Annotated in this window: 15 protein-coding genes and 1 riboswitch; of the genes, 13 read left to right on the top strand and 2 right to left on the bottom strand. The window is 63.0% G+C overall.

The window, feature by feature from the left end; translation table 11 throughout:
* Window positions 1-2: 2 nt before the first annotated feature.
* Both ACESLM_RS00075 and ACESLM_RS00070 read right to left on the bottom strand, forming a co-directional pair.
* A complete protein-coding gene (locus tag ACESLM_RS00075; protein WP_372628820.1) occupies window positions 3-2,420 on the bottom strand; it encodes an MMPL family transporter in 2,418 nt (805 codons plus the stop codon).
* Window positions 2,421-2,554: 134 nt separating this feature from the next.
* Window positions 2,555-2,866: a hypothetical protein gene (locus tag ACESLM_RS00070; RefSeq protein WP_372628819.1), complete on the bottom strand. Its 312-nt coding sequence runs from the start codon at window positions 2,864-2,866 to the stop codon at window positions 2,555-2,557.
* A gap of 89 nt (window positions 2,867-2,955) precedes the next feature.
* Here ACESLM_RS00070 and pxpB point away from each other — a divergent pair, with 89 nt between their 5' ends.
* The 13 genes from pxpB to ACESLM_RS00005 all read left to right on the top strand — a co-directional run.
* On the top strand, window positions 2,956-4,725 hold the full coding sequence (pxpB, locus tag ACESLM_RS00065; RefSeq protein ID WP_372628817.1) for a 5-oxoprolinase subunit PxpB: 1,770 nt from the start codon (window positions 2,956-2,958) through the stop codon (window positions 4,723-4,725).
* Window positions 4,722-5,465, top strand: coding sequence for a LamB/YcsF family protein (locus tag ACESLM_RS00060; protein ID WP_372628815.1), 744 nt, complete (start codon window positions 4,722-4,724; stop codon window positions 5,463-5,465). Before pxpB ends, ACESLM_RS00060 begins: the two co-directional genes overlap by 4 nt.
* 139 nt (window positions 5,466-5,604) lie before the next feature.
* Complete coding sequence (locus ACESLM_RS00055; RefSeq protein WP_372628813.1) at window positions 5,605-7,719, top strand: putative bifunctional diguanylate cyclase/phosphodiesterase; 2,115 nt, start codon at window positions 5,605-5,607, stop codon at window positions 7,717-7,719.
* Window positions 7,716-8,132 (top strand): gamma-glutamylcyclotransferase family protein, encoded by a 417-nt coding sequence (locus ACESLM_RS00050; protein WP_372628811.1) that lies wholly within the window; start codon window positions 7,716-7,718, stop codon window positions 8,130-8,132. The genes ACESLM_RS00055 and ACESLM_RS00050 overlap by 4 nt, the downstream gene beginning before the upstream one ends.
* A gap of 243 nt (window positions 8,133-8,375) precedes the next feature.
* Window positions 8,376-10,046 (top strand): copper resistance CopC/CopD family protein, encoded by a 1,671-nt coding sequence (locus ACESLM_RS00045; RefSeq protein WP_372628809.1) that lies wholly within the window; start codon window positions 8,376-8,378, stop codon window positions 10,044-10,046.
* Window positions 10,047-10,181: 135 nt separating this feature from the next.
* Window positions 10,182-11,042, top strand: a complete 861-nt coding sequence (locus ACESLM_RS00040) for a sensor histidine kinase (RefSeq protein ID WP_372628807.1) — start codon at window positions 10,182-10,184, stop codon at window positions 11,040-11,042.
* Entirely contained in the window at window positions 11,039-11,716 is a 678-nt protein-coding gene (locus ACESLM_RS00035; RefSeq protein WP_372628805.1) for a response regulator, read from the top strand. Before ACESLM_RS00040 ends, ACESLM_RS00035 begins: the two co-directional genes overlap by 4 nt.
* Before the next feature lie 136 nt (window positions 11,717-11,852).
* On the top strand, window positions 11,853-12,476 hold the full coding sequence (locus ACESLM_RS00030) for a YcnI family copper-binding membrane protein (RefSeq protein WP_372628803.1): 624 nt from the start codon (window positions 11,853-11,855) through the stop codon (window positions 12,474-12,476).
* Between the two features lie 94 nt (window positions 12,477-12,570).
* Window positions 12,571-12,674, top strand: a riboswitch (TPP riboswitch).
* Between the two features lie 99 nt (window positions 12,675-12,773).
* A complete protein-coding gene (locus ACESLM_RS00025) occupies window positions 12,774-12,932 on the top strand; it encodes a hypothetical protein (RefSeq protein WP_372628800.1) in 159 nt (52 codons plus the stop codon).
* 40 nt (window positions 12,933-12,972) lie between these two features.
* Complete coding sequence (gene thiC, locus ACESLM_RS00020; RefSeq protein WP_372628798.1) at window positions 12,973-14,736, top strand: phosphomethylpyrimidine synthase ThiC; 1,764 nt, start codon at window positions 12,973-12,975, stop codon at window positions 14,734-14,736.
* The gene (locus tag ACESLM_RS00015) at window positions 14,729-15,949 is read left to right on the top strand and encodes a ThiF family adenylyltransferase (RefSeq protein WP_372628796.1); all 1,221 of its coding nucleotides are present in this window, start codon (window positions 14,729-14,731) and stop codon (window positions 15,947-15,949) included. Before thiC ends, ACESLM_RS00015 begins: the two co-directional genes overlap by 8 nt.
* On the top strand, window positions 15,927-16,835 hold the full coding sequence (gene thiE / locus ACESLM_RS00010; protein ID WP_372628794.1) for a thiamine phosphate synthase: 909 nt from the start codon (window positions 15,927-15,929) through the stop codon (window positions 16,833-16,835). Before ACESLM_RS00015 ends, thiE begins: the two co-directional genes overlap by 23 nt.
* A gap of 14 nt (window positions 16,836-16,849) precedes the next feature.
* On the top strand, window positions 16,850-17,501 hold a 652-nt coding region (locus ACESLM_RS00005; protein WP_372629032.1), incomplete at its 3' end, for a thiazole synthase.

The following is a 17,501-nucleotide window of genomic DNA, read 5'->3' as shown; positions in this document are numbered from 1 at the left end:
GCTTACGTCCGGCGCTTGCCGCCGAACAGATGGATCATGGCCGGAACGACGAATCCCATGAACAGCGTCGCATACAGCGATAGGCCGATCAGCGCGCCTGCGCCGATCTGCACGAGCGTGTCCAGGCCGGAGAAGATAAGCGCGCCGAACGTTCCCGCCATGATGGCGGCAGCCGAGCGGATGATGCCGCCCGTCGTCTTCAAGGCTGCGGTCATGGCTTCGGACGCCGGCGCGCGCCGGGTTTCTTCCTTGAACCGGGCCATCAGGAAGATGCCGTAGTCGACGCCGAGCGCAACGATGATGATGAAGACGAAGAACGATACGGTCCACGACAAACCGTCATAGCCCAACACCCTCACGAAGATAAACTCCAGGATTCCCATCGTCACCCAGTAATTCAAGCCTAACGACAGTAGGATGCACACGGGCTGCGCGAACGAGCGGAGCAGAATCGCCAGCACCGCCGCGATTCCGGCGAGCACGAGCAAGCCGGTACGGGCGAAATCGCGCCAGGAGATGTCGCGCAGTTCTCCGTACTTGGCCGAGACGCCCGTGACGAACGCCTGCGGTTCTTCAAGCCACGTACGATCCATGCTCTGGCGGACGAAGCGCGTGAGCTCGGGCATCGCGTCCATCGCCTCGTCCGAATACGGATGAGGCGCGAGGAGCAGCTCGAATTTCGCCGTTCTTCCGTCCGGAGAGATGTAATAGTTCAGCGCTTGTTCCCGGGAGCCGCTCTCCGGGCTTCCTTCCTGCAGGGGATTGCCCTTCGCCAGCCGGTTCCATGAGCCGAGCTGGGACAGGAGCAACTGGCCGAGACCTTCCTGCAGCTGTCGGACGGAGGACAGAATGCCGAGCATGCCTTGGCTTAGAGGGGCGGAATGCATCGCGATCTCCCGAAGTCCGGCCATCAACGTCTGCTGGTCGCCGGTCAGCGAGCGGATGATCTCTCCGACGTTCGGACCTTTGAGCTGTCCGGGCACCGTCAATTGCTCCGGCTTCTTGCCGAGCGGGCGGACGGCGCTGCGCACTTCGCCGACGTACGGCAGCGCGTCCAACTCCGCGCTGACCTGTTCAAGCGCCGCCAGGCCCGACGTTGTGCGCATCGATTGCTTGGCCGTGACCGCGATCGTTACCGGGAACACTTCTCCCGCGCTGAACGCCTTTTCCGCCTGTCGGAAACCGACGACGGAATCCAGCTTCGGATCGATCTCGGACAGGTCGTCGAACGTCCGCTTGCCCTGGAACAGCAAGGCAAGCGGCGCAAGGCAGATGACGGAGGCGATCAGCACGAGCGTCGCTTTTTTCGCGGAGATTGCGGCCAGCTTGCTCCAGAGCGGCGACGGGCGTCCCGAAGGAGCGCGGCGGGCGGGCCAGAACGCCGCGGGACCGAATATAAGCAGCAGCGAAGGGGCCAGAGTGAGGGCGGCCGCAACCGTAATCAGCACGCCGAGCGATACGCCGACGGCGGAGCGGTACAGGCCGAACTCCGCGAACCCGAGCAGCAGGAAAGCGGCGAACACGGTGCTGGCGGCGTACAGGATCGTGCCGCCCACGCCCGACATCGTGCGGACGAGCGCCTCGACGCGGTCGCCTTCCCCGCCGCTACCGGCCTGAAGCTCTTCCTTGTAGCGCTGGATCAGCAGGATGCAGTAATCCGTTCCCGCGCCGAACAGAACCGCGATCAGGAAAGATTCGGTGAAATGGGACACCGGGACGCCCCACTGGGCGAAGGCTCCCAGCACTCCCTCGGACACGGCGAAGCTGATTCCTATCGTCGCCAGCGGGAGGATCGGGGTTACGGGGGAACGAAACAGCAGAAGCAAAATAGCGAGTACGAGGCCGATCGTCACCAGTTCGGTTCTTCGCAGTCCGCTTTCCGCGGATTTCTGAAAGTCCTGGGACAGCGGCGCGCTTCCGGTAAGCAGCGCACGAGAGCCTTCCGGAGCGGCGGCGAGCAGGCTCTTCAATTGGCCGAGAGTCGCTTGCGTAACGTCCTCGAAGTCGGCGCTCGGAAGGTTGATCAGCGCGATCCGGGTCGTGCCATCCCGGCTGAGCAGCCGCTCCGCCAGCTCGGGCTGCGTGAGGGAGGAGACGACGCCGGCGACGTTAAGCTCGGCTCTGCGGCTGTCGATCTCCTGGAGCGTCCGGTTCAGCCAGTCGTTGTCCGACTGGCGCAAGCCCTCGTCCCTGGAGAAGACCAACACGGCCCCGGAGAGGGAGCGATTGTCCGGATCGATGTCGTGCAGCAGATGGGTCGCCTGAACGGAATTCGCTTCGTCGGGCAGGAATCGCTGCTCCGAATGCCTTAGAATCGTCTGAAGATCCGGCAGCGCGAACAAGGAAAGAAGAGCGGCGGCGAGCCAAGCCGCCAGTACGGCCCAACGGAGCTTGGCGATCGTCCGTATCCAGTTTTCCAACGCGGGTTCCCTCCCTCCTACGGGTATTCTCAACGGCCTAGCCGTCCGGATTTCGTGGCATGAGGAAAGGCCGATTCCCCGTCGGCGCTTGGCTTGACGAAGATCAGCCTTTCCGGTTTTGGCGTCCTAGAGCCTTATTGCGGCCCGTAGCCCGTTAATTGTCCGTCTCCTCGTATGGCAGCCGCGCGGTGGCGCGGGTTCGGATGGAAGAAGCCGCTGCCGGACAGCTCCCGTCCGCCGACGGTCGTCGCGGTCATGGAGATCTCGATCGATTCAGAGTCGGCAAACCGCTTAAGCAATTCGTCGTCGGTCACGCCGTCGATATCGACGTACCAGAGGCGGGTGCCGTGATCGGATACGACCATCAGCTTCGCGCGCGAGAAGACGAGGTTCCAGACATGAGAGTGCTGCGAGATGGCGAGCTCCGCCAGGTCGTACGATTCCACTTTTGAACCAATCCTCCCTTGCCGATAGTATAATTGTACCGTGTTAATCGAAAACGTTGCAAATGAAAGTTGCGAAAGGAGGCATCGTCGTGCGTCGATATGCGTTCGAGACGATCTCGCTCGGCGACAGGGCGTTTGCGTTCCGCTGGAGCGAACCGTTGCCGGCCGCCCTTCTTGCGGCGAGAGCGGCGGCTGTCTCCGCCCTCGGGCTCCCGTGGCTGCTGGAGTCGGCGGCGGCCGGCGGAACGATCGCCTTTTACTTGAAGCCTTCTTGCTCATCGATAGAAGATGCGGCTGCAGAGCTGGTCCGGCTGTGGGACGGCATCCGCGAAGAGGCCCCCGCGGAGACCCGGCGCGTGGAACTGCCCGTCGTCTACGGAGGGGAGTTCGGGCCTGACCTGGGAGCGTGCGCGAGCCGCGCCGGCATGACGGAGGCACGGTTCGCGGAGCTTCACTCTTCGGCCGTCTATACGGTGGAGATGATGGGGTTCGCTCCGGGATTTCCCTATTTAAGCGGGCTGGACGGCAGGTTGGAACAGCCGAGAAGACCGAATCCGCGCCTGCGGGTGCCCGCCGGGTCGGTCGCGGTCGCAGGCAATCGGACCGGCGTCTATCCGAACGAATCGCCGGGCGGCTGGCAAATTATCGGAAGAACGGCCGTGCCGCTGTTCCGGCCGGAGGAGAAGGAGCCTTTCCTGCTGAGGCCCGGAGATCAAGTCAGCTTCGTTCCTGCAGCCGAGCTTTCCACGACGGGCGAGGATGAGGACAAGGACATGGACAAGTCTCCTTGGGCTCCGGCGAACCCTGCGCTCAAAGTGCTGAAGCCGGGACTGCTGACGACCGTGCAGGATGCGGGGCGAGTTGGTTGGCGACGCTACGGCGTCTCGGTCGGGGGCGCGATGGACGATCGGGCGATGCGTACGGCCAACCTGCTCGTCGGCAACGACGAAGAGGCCGCCGTGCTAGAGCTGACGATGATCGGCGGCAGCTATGCGGTCGAGCGCGATTTGCTGATTGCGGTGTGCGGCGCGGATTTGTCGCCGCAGGCGGACGGCAGCCCGCTTCCGATGAACCGGCCGGTATTCGTGGCGGCAGGCTCGGAGCTGACGTTCGGTAAGGCGCGCTTCGGCTGCCGAGCCTACGTGGCCGTAGCCGGAGGAATCGACGCGCCCGCGGCGCTAGGAAGCCGCAGCGCGGACCCGAGAGCGCGCATCGGCGGCGGCAGCGGGGGGCGGGCACTGGCCGCCGGAGACGCGATCGGCGCGGCTGCCGCTTCTCCCCGCTCGGCGGCTCTGCTGGACACGCTGCGTGCGCGAGCGGAAGCGGACGGCAGGCTGGCATGCCTGAGCGCCGTAAGCTGGCAGGCCGCCGATGATGCGAGAAGCGCCGCCTGGCCGGACGGCGAAGGCTTTACGCTTCGAGTCGTGCCCGGGGAAGAATGGGAGGAGTTTACGGAAGCCTCCCGAGAGCGGCTGCTAAGCGCGGCGTACCGGGTAGAAGCCTCCTCCGACCGGATGGGTCTGAGGCTGTCCGGAGAGCCGCTCATTCGCGAAGGAGGAAGCGAGCTTGTCTCGCACGGCGTCGTTCCCGGAACGATCCAGGTGCCCCCGGACGGGAATCCGATCGTGCTGGGAGCGGGCTGCCAGCCGACCGGAGGTTATCCGAAGATCGCGCACGTCATCGGGGCCGATTGGCCGCTGCTCGCGCAAGCGGCGCCCGGATGCAGGCTTGTCTTCGAGGCGGTTACGCTTCGGGAAGCCGAGCAGGCGTGGAAGCGCAAGCTCCGCGAGCATGCGCTGCTGAAAGTCGGCATCGGCTTGCGTCTCGCGCAAGCCGCAAGCGAAGGAGGGACGAAATGAGAATCGATCTGAACGCGGATTTGGGCGAAGGATTCGGCGCCTACGAGCACGGAGCGGACGAACTGCTGCTGGACGTTGTGTCGTCGGCGAATATCGCCTGCGGCTTCCACGCGGGCGATCCCCACACGATGCGCGCTGCCGTCGAAGCCTGCGTCGAACGCGGCGTGGCGATCGGAGCGCATCCCGGCTTGCCGGACCGACTCGGCTTCGGACGAAGGGAGCTGGCGATTTCTTCCCGCGAAGCGGCGGATTTCGTCCTGTACCAGGCCGGCGCGCTGTCTGGCTTCGCACGCTCGGCCGGGAGGCGGCTGCGGCACGTGAAGCTGCACGGAGCGTTCTACCACATGGCTTCCAAGGACGAAGAGCTGGCCGATGAGGTCGCGCTTGCGGTACGCAGCCTGGACCCGTCGCTGCTGCTCTACGGTCCTCCGGGCAGCCGCCTGGAGGCTGCGGCGGAGAGAGCGGGGATCGGGTTCGTTCCCGAAGGCTTCGCCGATCGGGCTTACGGAGCGGACGGCGGGCTCGTGCCGAGGCGAATGCCGGGAGCGGTGCTGGAGCGGCCGGAGGACGTCGTGCGGCAGGCGCTTGCGCTTGCGGGGCATGGGAAATTCCGCACGCTGTGCGTTCACGGGGACACGCCGCAAGCGGCCGAGCTGGCTCGGCTTATCGCGGAGCAGCTGCGGCAGGCGGGCTTCGAGATCGGAGCTCCGATCGGAACGAACTCGAACGGTGTCGAATGAATGTCGAAAATTTGCGCTTTAATGCAGGAAAAAACAAGATGGCGTGGAAAATTTATTTTAGAGGACAACGGTCGTAGTTCTAAAGGATTTACTTTTGTGGCTGGCGGGCATTGAATAGGTAATTCGTCGGAGGCAGTGTATGTGGATTAATCGCACGGAATTGAAAACGGTATGGACGATCGTCTTGGCGATCGCGGCGTTCTCCGGTATCCAATGGGGAGGCGGCTGGCTGCAGGCGTCGTTCGATTCGCTCGACCGTTACGCCATTCATCTCATTCTGGAATCTTTGGCCTTCGCGATCTGTTTCGCCCTGCTTATCCTCGGTTGGATGGTATTCGTCCCGACTTTGTGCAGGCACAGGCTGATGACCGCCGCGTTGTTCTCGGCGGTGGGCTTGCTGGGACTGCTGCACGCCATAAGCGCTCCGAGCATGCCTTTGTACGAAGGCGCGGTGGGCGATACGCCCAGCATCTTGCTAGAGTGGATTGCCGAGTGGATCGGAGCGATCGGCTTGCTCGTCGTATTCTCGCTGCGCAATCCGATCGTCAAGGCGCAAACCCGCATTCTGGCGATCATTCCCGTGCTCGTAACGATCGCGGTCGCCTCGGCCTTCGTCTTTCGCGCGGACAGTTGGAACGTCGCGGCGATCGAGGCGATCGAACCGTATCAGCAAGCCGTGGCGCTGCTGTGCTACGCGGCGGCCATCTTGGTGCTGCTGTACCGCAACCGGGTCGAACGTCCGGAATCGGTGCTGACGATCGTCCAAGCGCTTATCTGGCTGCTGCTCTCCAAGCTGGAGAAGACGCTGGGAAGCGGAATCGGTTCGCCGCAGGATCTGTTCGGGGAATGCTTCAAGCTGATCGGCTACTATTTTCTTCTGAAGGGAATTTATTTCGTTCTGATCGAAGAGCCCTACAAGCGGCAGAAAAAGACGGAAGCCCGCATCCAGTACATGGCCTACCACGACGAGCTGACCGCGCTGCCCAACCGTCGGCTGTTTTCAGAGCGGGTGCGGGCCGAGATGTCCCGCTCGCTTCACGGGGGCGGCCAATTCGCGCTGCTCTGGCTGGACATCGACCGGTTCAAGACGATTAACGATTCGATGGGGCACGCGTTCGGAGACCGGCTGCTCGTCTCGATCTCCAAGCGGCTGACGGAGTACGCGGACAAGCCGGAGAACGTGTTCCGGCTCGGCGGCGACGAGTTTACGGTGCTTCTGAGCGACATTCGCGACGCGGACGAAGCGGAGAGGGCGGCGCAGCGCCTGGTCGACTTGTTCGACCAGCCGATCAAGGTCGGTCCTTCCGCCTTCCATATTACGGGCAGCGTCGGGGTGGCGGTCTACCCGGATGACGGGAGAACGCTCGACCTGCTGCTGCAGAACGCGGACACGGCGATGTACGGGGCGAAGGAATCGCGCAACGGCTGGAAGAGATACGAGACGCGGATGAACCTGAAGGCCAAGGAGAGGCTGCTGCTGGAGAACGACCTGCGCATCGCGCTGGAGCTCGGACAGTTTCATCTCGTGTACCAGCCGCTCGTCGATCTGGAGCGCGACCATCTCGTCGGAGTCGAAGCGCTGCTCAGATGGCGGCATCCGCAGAAAGGCGAGATCTCCCCTGTGGAATTCATTCCGCTGTGCGAGGAGAACGGATTCATTTTGCCTCTCGGGGAATGGGTGCTTCGCAATGCCTGCGAGCAAATGAAGAGGTGGCACGACCGGGGATTGCCTCCGATCGTGCTGTCCGTCAACCTGTCCATTCGCCAATTCCGCCAGCACGATCTGTGCGCCCGCATCGAGAAGGTGCTGGCGGAGACGGGCCTGGCGCCTCAGTGGCTGGAGCTCGAAATCACCGAAAGCATTATGGCCGACGTCGCCTACGCTACGGAAATGCTGAAGCAGCTCAAGAAGCTGGGCGTGCGGATCAGCGTCGACGACTTCGGCACTGGCTACAGCTCGCTGTATTATCTGAAGCGATTCCCGATCGACAAGCTGAAGATTGACCGGGCGTTCGTGGGCGACGTGCTGACGGATCGCAACGACGCGGCGATCGTGTCCGGCATTTCGGCGATGGCGCGCAATCTGGAGCTGACGGTGACGGCCGAAGGGGTCGAGAACGAGGGGCAGGTCGCCTTCCTGAAGCAATTGAAATGCCAGGAAGCCCAAGGCTACTACTTCTCCAGGCCCGTTCCGCCCGAGCAGTTCGAGAGCTTGTACGAGCAGGATAAGGCAAAGAGGCAGACGGCGGGATGAGGGGCGCGGCGGAGGAAAAGGGGACCGTGCGGGTGTTCGCGTACGGTTCGCTTCTGCCGGGGCTGAGCAACCACGCGGTCGTCGAGCCCTATCTGCTGTCCTCCGTACCCGGGGCGGTTCACGGCCGACTTGTCGATGCGGGCCCGTATCCGGCGCTGCTGCTGGACGGTTTGGATCGCATCGTACGGGGAATGTGGATGGAGATTGCCAGGGAAGGCTTGCCGGTGCTGGACGAGCTGGAGGATTTTTACGGCATCGAGGAGCTTAACGATTACGAACGGGTGCGGCTGGCGGATGCGCATCGGCCTGAGTTGACGGGTTGGGGCTACGTCTGGACCGAATCCAGAGGTTTCCCCGTCGTGGAGGCGCAGTGGTGGCCGGACGTCTTGCGCGGGCGGTCGTCGTCGGATTAATATTGCGGAAGAGGAGCTTTCCCGGATCGTTTTACGATGTCGGGAATGCTCTTTTTTAGTGTACAGCGGCATGAACGGACTGCGCGGCAAGTTGTGGCGAATCCCGAACAATCGCGGATAAAGGCGGGGGATGGCGTCCCCATGCAGTTGATGCGGCAGAACGGTTCGGGTACGATAGAGTTGCCAAACTGCGGGACTCGTAAACGACACCTCGTTTGTAAGGATAGGTTGGAGGTTGCATAGATGCCATTTTTGCTTAAGTCATGGTTCATTAACGGAAGCCTGCGAAGACGTTCCCTTGCTTTGCTGCTGCTCGGCGTCGGGCTGATGCTGTATTCGATTGTCGGTGTCGCCGGGCGGGCAGAGGCCCATGCGGTGCTGGAGAAGGCGACTCCGCAGGCGGATTCCCGCCTGGACGTCAGTCCGGAAGCGGTCGAGATCGTCTTTAACGAGAGGCTGGACAGCGGAGGAGCTAAGCTGCTCGTGCTCAGCGAGGCGTCGCGCGACGTCGCGAAGGGCGAGATCGAGCGGATCGAAGAAGGCAAGGGCATTCAAATCGGGCTGCCGAAGCTCGCAGAGGGACATTATACTGTCTCTTATTCGGTCATTTCGGCGGACGGGCATCCGATCTCCGGGGCGTACGTGTTTACGGTCGGCCATCCGGCTCCGCTCGACGCGAGCAAGCTGAATCCGCACCTTCAGGTCGGACATGCCCACGATCACGGCGGCTCGGGGCTGACCGCGGACTCCTTCCTGCTCTACGCGGCAAGAATTCTCTATTATGCCGGACTGCTCGCGACGGCGGGCCTGGCCATGTGGAGCCTGCTGCGCGGCATGTCCCAAGTCGTACGGGACACGCATTCGCGGTCGCTCGGCCTGTCGGGGAAATTCGCGCTCATCGCCACGCTTGCCTACGTTTTCTTCAGCTTGCGCGATCTGGGGCAGGGAGAGCCGCTGTCCGAATGGGGACGCATCCTGACGGAGACGACAATCGGCAAGCTGTATATCGCCGAGCTGCTGCTGGCGCTGGCCGCGCCGCTGCTTCCTTCGCTGGGTGCCGCTGCGCGCGTCGCATGGGCCGCGATCGCGCTGTTCGTCGAATCCTGGTCCGGGCACGCCGCGGCGTTTAACCCGGTCTCTTACACGGTAGGACTGGATTACGCGCATCTTCTGGCCGCCGCCTTGTGGAGCGGAGGGCTTCTGCTGCTGCTCGCGGTCTGGTTCAAGGAACGTCCGGAGGCGGGCCGGTTCGCGCTCGTATTCTCCAAGTGGGCGCTGATCTCGTTCCTCGCCCTGTGGGTGACGGGCATTTTGTCGACGCTCAAGTTTTTGCCGTCATTGGAATACTTGCAGTATACGAACTGGGGAAAATGGCTGATCGCCAAAGCCGCCTTATCCCTGCTCGTGGCCGTCACGGCATTCCTGATCCGACTGCGTCTGAAGAAGGGAGAGCTTCCCCGGGGCAGCCTGCTGAAGGTCGACGTCGGGCTGCTCGCGGGAATCGTGCTCTGCGTCGGAGTGCTGACCTACCAGACGCCGCTGCCGGTTAACGAACCGCTCAGCTATCACAAGATGGGCACGGATATGCACGTGACGCTGCGCATTTCGCCCAACGCTCCGGGAGACAACCGGTTTACTCTGAAAATCTGGCTGCCGGAATGGGTCGGCCAAGGGGAGCCCAAGAACGTACAGCTCCGCCTGCTGCCTCTCGACAAGGAGGGGATGGGCTATATCGACGTTCCTCTCCAGCTTTACGAAGACGAAGAAATGGACGCATTCCCGGATTTCAAGAAGTCGACGTATACGGCGCAGGGACCTTATTTGCCTTTTGCGGGACAATGGAAGGCGCAAGTCCGCGTCACCGATTCGGAAGACACGGAGCGGGTCGTCGAGACGACTTATCGGATTTACTAGCGGTCGGCTGAGAGTCGGGCGACTGCGATCGGCGGGGTGCCAAAGGATGCGTATCGGCTACGGAGATACCGAATGAAAAAGAGGCTCTGGCTGCGGCGAACTTGGCGATAATGGAGAAAGGGACGTGCAGGCCATATGGATAACCGGAGCAAGGACAGAAGGCTCAAATGGCTCATTCTGCTCATTCCTACGCTGACGATCGGTTTGTGGGAATACGTCCGGCATGCCTTCCTGCTGCCGTACGTGTCGATGGAGCTGGGCAACCTGCTCGCGCCGTTCATCGTGCTGGCCGTCACGTTGACGCTGGTACGCAGCCTGTTCGCGCGAATGGAACAGTCGCAGATGGCGCTGCAGCGGGAGAAGGAGGCGAAGGCGGCGCTGGAGGAGCGGGAGAGCTTGGCCCGCGAGCTGCATGACGGCATCTCGCAATCGATGTTCCTGCTCGCCGTCAAGCTGGATCAGTTGGACGAGCTGAGCCGGGACGGGCCGGTGCGGGAACTGGCGGGAGGGCTGCGCGAGACGGTGCGGGTCATGCACGAGGACGTGCGCCAGGCGATCGCCAATCTCCGTCAGCCTCCTTCGCCCGATTCGGCCGCATGGGTCGTCCCGCTGCGGGAGCTGCTCGGAGAGACGGCGGAGCTGTCCGGCGCACGGGCGGAATTCGTCTGGACGATTCCGGACGACGGCTTGACCGATAAGGAGAAGGTCGAGCTTCACGCCTGCGTCCGAGAGGCGCTCGTCAACGTAAGGAAGCACGCGCAGGCATCCCATGTGTACGTCGTCGGGGAGCCGGACGGAGCGGGCGGCTTCCGCTGCCGCGTCGAGGACGACGGCGTCGGCTTCGACGGCGATCCGCTTCAGGCGCAGGGGCGTTTCGGGCTGCGCATGGTGAGGGATCGGGCCAGGTCGATGGGCTGGTCGTTCCTGGCCGAGCGCCGCGGGGAGCGGACGGTCGTAGAGCTCGTCAAGAGCGGAAGGAAGGCGGAGAAGGGATGAGCAGAGTCGTTCGTTTGCTGCTGGCCGACGATCATCGGCACGCAAGGGAAGGGATGCGGACGATCGTGTCCGCGCTGGAGGAATTCGTCGTCGTCGGGGAAGCGGCCAGCGGCGAGGAAGCGCTCCGGATGACGGAGGATTTGGCGCCGGATATGATCCTGATGGACATCAATATGCCGGGCATGGGCGGATTGGAAGCGGTCAAGGCGATCAAGACGTCTTTTCCCGCGGTGAAAATCGTCATGGTGACGGTGTCCGACGACGTCTCGCATCTGTTCGAGGCGCTGAAGAAGGGCGCTCAGGGATATTTGCTGAAAAACCTGCACCCCGCCTCCTGGCGCGATTATTTGCGCGCGGTCGCCTTCGACGAAGCGCCGCTTAATCCCGAGCTGGCGATGTCGATTCTTCGCGAGTTCGCGGAGCGCAAATCAAGCTCTTCGGCAGGCGCGCCTAGAGACCGGGCGACGGACGACGGCGGGTTGACGCCGAGAGAGCATGATATTTTGCAGGAGGTCGCGCGGGGGCAGAAAAATCGCGAAATCGCGTTATCGCTCGGACTGTCCGAGCACACGGTGAAAAACCACCTGAAAAACATTTTGCAGAAACTTCATCTCGACAATCGAGTGCAGCTGACGCGATACGCGTACGAGCGGGGAATCGTCGAGCCGGAATAGGCGAAGCGGACCCCCGTTTCAATATTGTCACAATGAGCGGGGCGAAATGACTCTTTCGAGTCATGCGCGGAGTCGGGGGAACGGGCTATACTGTGAAATATCTTAGACTAATCGAATCTGAAAGGTTGGATATTTCATGAAAAAAAGCGTATCTTTGCTTCTTGTTTTGCTGCTGTCGATCGGTTTTGCGGGCTTGGCCAGCGCTCACGTGACGGTTCAGCCGAAGGAAGCCCCGGCGGGCTCCTACCAGGTGTTCACCGTTCGCGTGCCTTCCGAGAAGGACGCCGCGACGACGCAGGTGAAGGTGGCGATTCCGGACGGCGTCAACATCAGCCGCTTCGAGCCTAAGCCGGACTGGACGTACGAGGTCGAGAAGGGCGCGGAGGACAAAATCGTCAGCGTCACCTGGAAGGCGACCGGCAGCGGTCTGGGCGCGACGGAGTTCGGCGAATTCCGCATGCAGGGCAAAATCGCCGACGACGCCAAGGAGCTGAGCTGGAAGGCTTATCAGACGTACTCCGACGGCGAGGTGGTGGAATGGACCGGCGCACCGGATGCCGACAAACCGGCTTCCGTGACGAAGGTGACTGAGGCGACCGGAGACGGCCACGGCGACGGCCACGGCGCTTCGAGCGGAGCCGCCGCGAGCGATGCCAAGGACGAAGGCGGCCGCGATACGCTGACGCTGTCTCTGGCGATTGCGGGGCTGGCCGCGGGTATTCTGGCTCTGGCCATCGCGTTGTTCCGCAAGAAGGCTTAATCAAGGCGCGGTTAATCGCGCGGACGGACTGAAGGGGGCTCGCAACTCAATTTAGGGTTGACAGAAGCCCCCTTCGGCTGTAATGTTTTTCATAGAATTCCACTAGGGGCGCCCGCAAGGGCTGAGATAAGGCGATGCCTTGGTCCCTTTGAACCTGATCTGGGTTATGCCAGCGTAGGAAAGTGGGCAATGTACGTCAGACTTTGGAAGGCGATGGCCGCAGGCTTCTTCATGCTTGCGCCTTGGCTTCGATGAGCATGACACATTCAGCCGCTCCCTGCCGGGGCGGCTTTTGTTATGCGGCGGGTTGCCGCGGACAGGCGCAACGGCAGGGGCGGACCGCGCGTATTCGCCGTCTCTTGCCGTATCGGCATCGACCTCGGCACGCATACGCCTGAAATGGAGTTGTCGCCGAGTCTGTCCGTCGTTTCTTATCTTTTTCTCATGGCCTCCTAGCGGAATTTGACATTACATCCGCATTAGGAGGTTTTTTGTTATGGCGATTCTGACGACGCCGCTGCCGGGAAGCCGCAAGGTGTACGTGACGGGAGACAGGGAAGACATTCGGGTGCCGATGCGCGAGATCGCGCTGGAGCCAAGTTCGGGGAGGAACGGGCAGGAGGAGCCGAACGATCCGATTCGGGTATACGACGCCAGCGGTCCGTATACGGAGGATGGGTTTCAGGCCGACGTGCGGCGGGGGCTGCCCTCCGTGCGGGGACGCTGGATCGCGGAGCGAGGCGACACGGTCGAGTACGAGGGACGCGAGGTGCGGCCCGAGGACAACGGCTTTGCGACGGCCGATGCGGCGGAGAAGAGGGGCGCGGAGGTGTTTCCCAAGCCGCATAACCGCTCTCTGCGGGCGGCGGAAGGGCGCAAGGTGACGCAGCTGCACTACGCCCGCCAAGGGCTGATCACGCCGGAGATGGAATACATCGCGCTGCGCGAAGGGATGAGCGCGGAATTCGTACGGGCGGAGGTGGCCGCGGGGCGCGCGGTTATCCCGGCGAATATCAATCATCCCGAGTGCGAGCCGATGATTATCGGGCGCCACTTTCACGTCAAAATCAACGCCAACATCGGCAACTCGGCCGTCGCCTCTTCGATCGAGGAGGAGGTGGAGAAGATGACGTGGGCGACCCGCTGGGGCGCCGATACGATCATGGACCTGTCCACGGGCAAAAACATTCACACGACCCGGGAATGGATCGTTCGCAATTCCCCGGTTCCGGTGGGCACGGTGCCGATCTACCAGGCGTTGGAGAAGGTCGGAGGAAAGGCGGAGGAATTGAGCTGGGAGGTGTTTCGCGACACGCTGATCGAGCAGGCCGAGCAGGGCGTCGATTACTTCACGATTCATGCCGGGGTACGGCTGCGCTATATTCCTCTGACCGCGAAACGGGTGACGGGCATCGTCTCCCGCGGCGGCTCGATTATGGCAGCCTGGTGTCTGGCCCATCACAAGGAGAACTTCCTGTATACGCATTTCGAGGACATTTGCGAGATTATGAAAGCCTACGACGTCAGCTTCTCGCTCGGAGACGGTCTGCGGCCCGGTTCGATCGCCGACGCCAACGACGAGGCGCAGTTCGCGGAGCTGGATACGCTCGGCGAGCTGACCGAGATCGCGTGGAAGCACGACGTGCAGGTGATGATCGAGGGGCCCGGCCACGTGCCTATGCATCTGATTAAGGAAAACGTCGACCGGCAGATGGAGGTGTGCAAGGAAGCGCCGTTCTACACGCTGGGGCCGCTGACGACCGACATCGCTCCGGGGTACGACCACATTACGTCCGCGATCGGCGCCGCGATGATCGGCTGGTTCGGGACGGCGATGCTCTGCTACGTGACGCCGAAGGAGCATCTTGGCCTGCCGAACAAGGAGGACGTCAAGGACGGCGTCATCGCCTACAAGATCGCCGCCCATGCCGCCGATCTGGCGAAGGGCCATCCGCGGGCGCGGCTGCGCGACGATGCGTTGTCCAAGGCGAGATTCGAATTCCGCTGGAGAGACCAGTTCAATCTGTCTCTCGATCCGGAGCGAGCGATGGCGTATCACGACGAAACGCTGCCGGCGGAGGCGGCCAAATCGGCGCATTTCTGCTCGATGTGCGGACCGAAGTTTTGCAGCATGCGCATTACGCAGGACATTCGCGATTACGCGGAGAAGCGCGGCGTAGCGGAGGAGGAAGCGCTGGAGGCCGGCATGCAGGAGCAGGCGGAAGCGTTCAAGGCCGGGGGAAGCCGGATCTATGCATAAGGAAGCGGAGGCGGAGGAGCGCTACTCCCGGCAGATCCGCTTCGCTCCGATCGGAGTGCGGGGCCAGCGGCGGCTCGGCGAGGCGAGCGTGCTCGTCGTAGGCGCCGGAGCGTTGGGGGCGTCGCTTGCCCAGCATATGGTCCGGGCCGGAGTGGGCCGCCTGCGTCTCGTCGATCGGGACTACGTGGAGCTGAGCAACTTGCACCGGCAGACGCTGTTCGACGAGGAGGACGCCGAAGCGGCGCTGCCCAAGGCGGTCGCCGCCGCGGCGAAGCTGCGCCGGGTCAACGGCGGGGTCAGGATCGAGGCTTTCGTGGCCGACGTGAATCGGCGCAACGCGGAGGCGCTGGCTGCGGACGTCGACCTCGTGCTCGACGGCACCGACAATACAGAGACCCGGCTGCTGCTCAGCGATGTCTGCTTCGGCCGCGGCATTCCGCTCGTCTACGGCGGCGTTGCGGGCTCAGGCGGAATGACCGCGCTGCTCGCTCCCGGGGACCACTGCTGCTTGCGCTGCCTGCTCGGCGAGGAGGAGACGGGGAGCGAAGGCGCGCCGACCTGCGACACGCTCGGGGTTATCTCGCCCGCGGTGGAGATGGTGGCCGCTTTGCAGGCGGCGGAGGCGCTTAAGGCCCTGACGGGGAATCGGGCGGCGCTGCGCGGAACGTGGCTGACCGTGGACGCGTGGCATTTCTCGGTCAAGGAATGGAAGCTGCCGTCGCCGGTTGAAGCGTGTCTTTATTGTGGGTGGGGGGAGCCGACGGCAGCTGCTAGCAGGGAGCTTGCGAAGAATGAAGGCTTTGTCCGTACAGAGGACGACTTGTCCGGAGAGGATCATGGAGATACGGCAGATGAGGACTTGTCGGGCGAAGAACCGGAGGGAGAGACTGAAAATGCGTTGCCGGGCGATGACTCCGAGGCAGAGAAGCTGGTCGTCCTGTGCGGAAGGGATACGTTTCAGTTGATGCTGAAGCCGTCTGTGTCGCTCGCAGAGTGGAGAAGGCGCTTGACTGAGATCGGCTGCGTCATTACGGCCGATAACCGCTATCTGCTGCGCGCCTCGACAGTCGAAGGCGAGCGGATCGTCATTTTCGCGGAAGGGCGCGCGTTGATTCAAGGAGCGGGCGAGGCCGAACGCGCGCTGGACATCTATCGGCATTATTTGAACGACGAGACAAGGAGGAGAGCGGATGAGCCGTCCGTTGGAGTTTAAGCTGTACGTCATCACCGGTGAAAACTATCATCCCGGACGCAGCATGGCGAAGGTCATGGAGGCGGCTTTAAGAGGAGGAGCCGATATCGTGCAGCTTCGGGACAAAGAGAGTTCGAAGCGGGAACTGATCGAGAAAGCGAAGCGGCTGAAGGAGCTGACCGCCAAATACGGAGTGCCGCTCATCGTCAACGACCATCCGGATATTGCGCTTGCCGCGGACGCCGACGGCGTTCATTTGGGGCAGGACGACTTGCCGATCGAGGCTGCGCGAGAGCTTCTCGGTCCGCGGCGCATTATCGGCATCTCCACGCACCGGATCGAGCAGGCCCGCGCCGCGGAACGGGCGGGAGCGGATTATATCGGCGTCGGTCCCGTCTATCCGACGGGCACCAAGCCTGGACGTCAGGCGGTGACGACCGCTTATGTCGCGCAGGCGGCCGCGGAAATCCGCATCCCGTTCGTCGCCATCGGCGGCATTACGGAGGCCAATGCGGAGGAGGTGCTGCGGGCAGGGGCGAGAAGGCTGTGCGCGGTGTCCGCGATCGTCGGCCATGCCGATCCCGAATCGGTCTGCCGCAATCTGCTGGAGAAGATTAACGCCTGGAGCTTGGGGGAGCAGGCAGCTGTACCGGCATCCTTGCCGATATCCGTTGCGCTGACCTTGCCGGAGCGCAGGAACGTCCGGGAAATCGCGCTCACCGTCAACGGCCGCAGCGAGCGGACGCAGGCGGCTACGCTGCTGGAGCTGGCGGCGCAGTATAAGCTGGAAGGCCGCAGCGTCGTCGCCGACCTGGACGGGGCGGTCGTCCCGCGCCAGCTGTGGGGAGAGACGCCGCTGCAAGGCGGGTGCTCGGTCGAATTCGTTCATTTTGTCGGGGGAGGCTGAGCGTGGGAATGGAAATGAATACAATTGTGCAAGACGGGATGGTGATCGGGGGACGGAAGCTGAAGTCCCGTTTTTTTCTCGGGACGGGCAGATTTCCGAGCCCTGCCGTTTTCCTTCGTGCGTTGGAGGCGTCCGGAGCCGAAGTCATTACGTTCGCGGTGCGCCGAATCAACCTGGACAACTATGAAGACGACGGCGTGCTGCAGCATGTCGCGGACAGAGAACTGATCTATTTGCCGAATACGTCGGGGGCCGGCAACGCCGATGAGGCGGTGCGAATTGCCCGGCTGGCACGCGCTGCGGGGCTGGGGGATTGGATCAAGGTGGAGATCAGCGCCAATCCGCGCACGCTGTTGCCCGATCCGTTCGAGACGCTTAAGGCGACGGAACGGCTGGCCGACGAAGGCTTCACCGTGCTGCCTTATACGTCGGACGACCCGTCGCTGTGCCGCAGGCTGGAGGATGCCGGAGCGGCGGCGGTCATGCCGGGCGGAGCCCCGATCGGCACGGGGCTTGGCATTCTGAATCCGTACAACCTGAGCCTGATTGCCGAGGAGGCGCGGGTTCCCGTCATCGTGGATGCGGGCCTGGGCTCTGCCGGAGACGCCGCTCAGGCGATGGAGCTGGGAGCGGACGGCATTCTCGCCAATACGCCCGTCTCCAAAG

It is taken from the genome of Cohnella sp. (assembly GCF_041641335.1).
Classification (GTDB): Bacteria; Bacillota; Bacilli; order Paenibacillales; family Paenibacillaceae; genus Cohnella.
Note: the sequence above shows the minus strand (reverse complement) of the source record. Positions and strands in the feature narration are given on the sequence as shown.

What these genes read in the sequence shown, in the direction of transcription:
- ACESLM_RS00060 (WP_372628815.1), top strand. Translation starts at nt 4,722, where the DNA reads ATGAGAATCGATCTGAACGCGGATTTGGGCGAAGGATTCGGCGCCTAC.
- ACESLM_RS00055 (WP_372628813.1), top strand. Translation starts at nt 5,605, where the DNA reads ATGTGGATTAATCGCACGGAATTGAAAACGGTATGGACGATCGTCTTG.
- ACESLM_RS00050 (WP_372628811.1), top strand. Translation starts at nt 7,716, where the DNA reads ATGAGGGGCGCGGCGGAGGAAAAGGGGACCGTGCGGGTGTTCGCGTAC.
- ACESLM_RS00045 (WP_372628809.1), top strand. Translation starts at nt 8,376, where the DNA reads ATGCCATTTTTGCTTAAGTCATGGTTCATTAACGGAAGCCTGCGAAGA.
- ACESLM_RS00040 (WP_372628807.1), top strand. Translation starts at nt 10,182, where the DNA reads ATGGATAACCGGAGCAAGGACAGAAGGCTCAAATGGCTCATTCTGCTC.
- ACESLM_RS00035 (WP_372628805.1), top strand. Translation starts at nt 11,039, where the DNA reads ATGAGCAGAGTCGTTCGTTTGCTGCTGGCCGACGATCATCGGCACGCA.
- ACESLM_RS00030 (WP_372628803.1), top strand. Translation starts at nt 11,853, where the DNA reads ATGAAAAAAAGCGTATCTTTGCTTCTTGTTTTGCTGCTGTCGATCGGT.
- ACESLM_RS00025 (WP_372628800.1), top strand. Translation starts at nt 12,774, where the DNA reads ATGCGGCGGGTTGCCGCGGACAGGCGCAACGGCAGGGGCGGACCGCGC.
- thiC (WP_372628798.1), top strand. Translation starts at nt 12,973, where the DNA reads ATGGCGATTCTGACGACGCCGCTGCCGGGAAGCCGCAAGGTGTACGTG.
- ACESLM_RS00015 (WP_372628796.1), top strand. Translation starts at nt 14,729, where the DNA reads ATGCATAAGGAAGCGGAGGCGGAGGAGCGCTACTCCCGGCAGATCCGC.
- thiE (WP_372628794.1), top strand. Translation starts at nt 15,927, where the DNA reads ATGAGCCGTCCGTTGGAGTTTAAGCTGTACGTCATCACCGGTGAAAAC.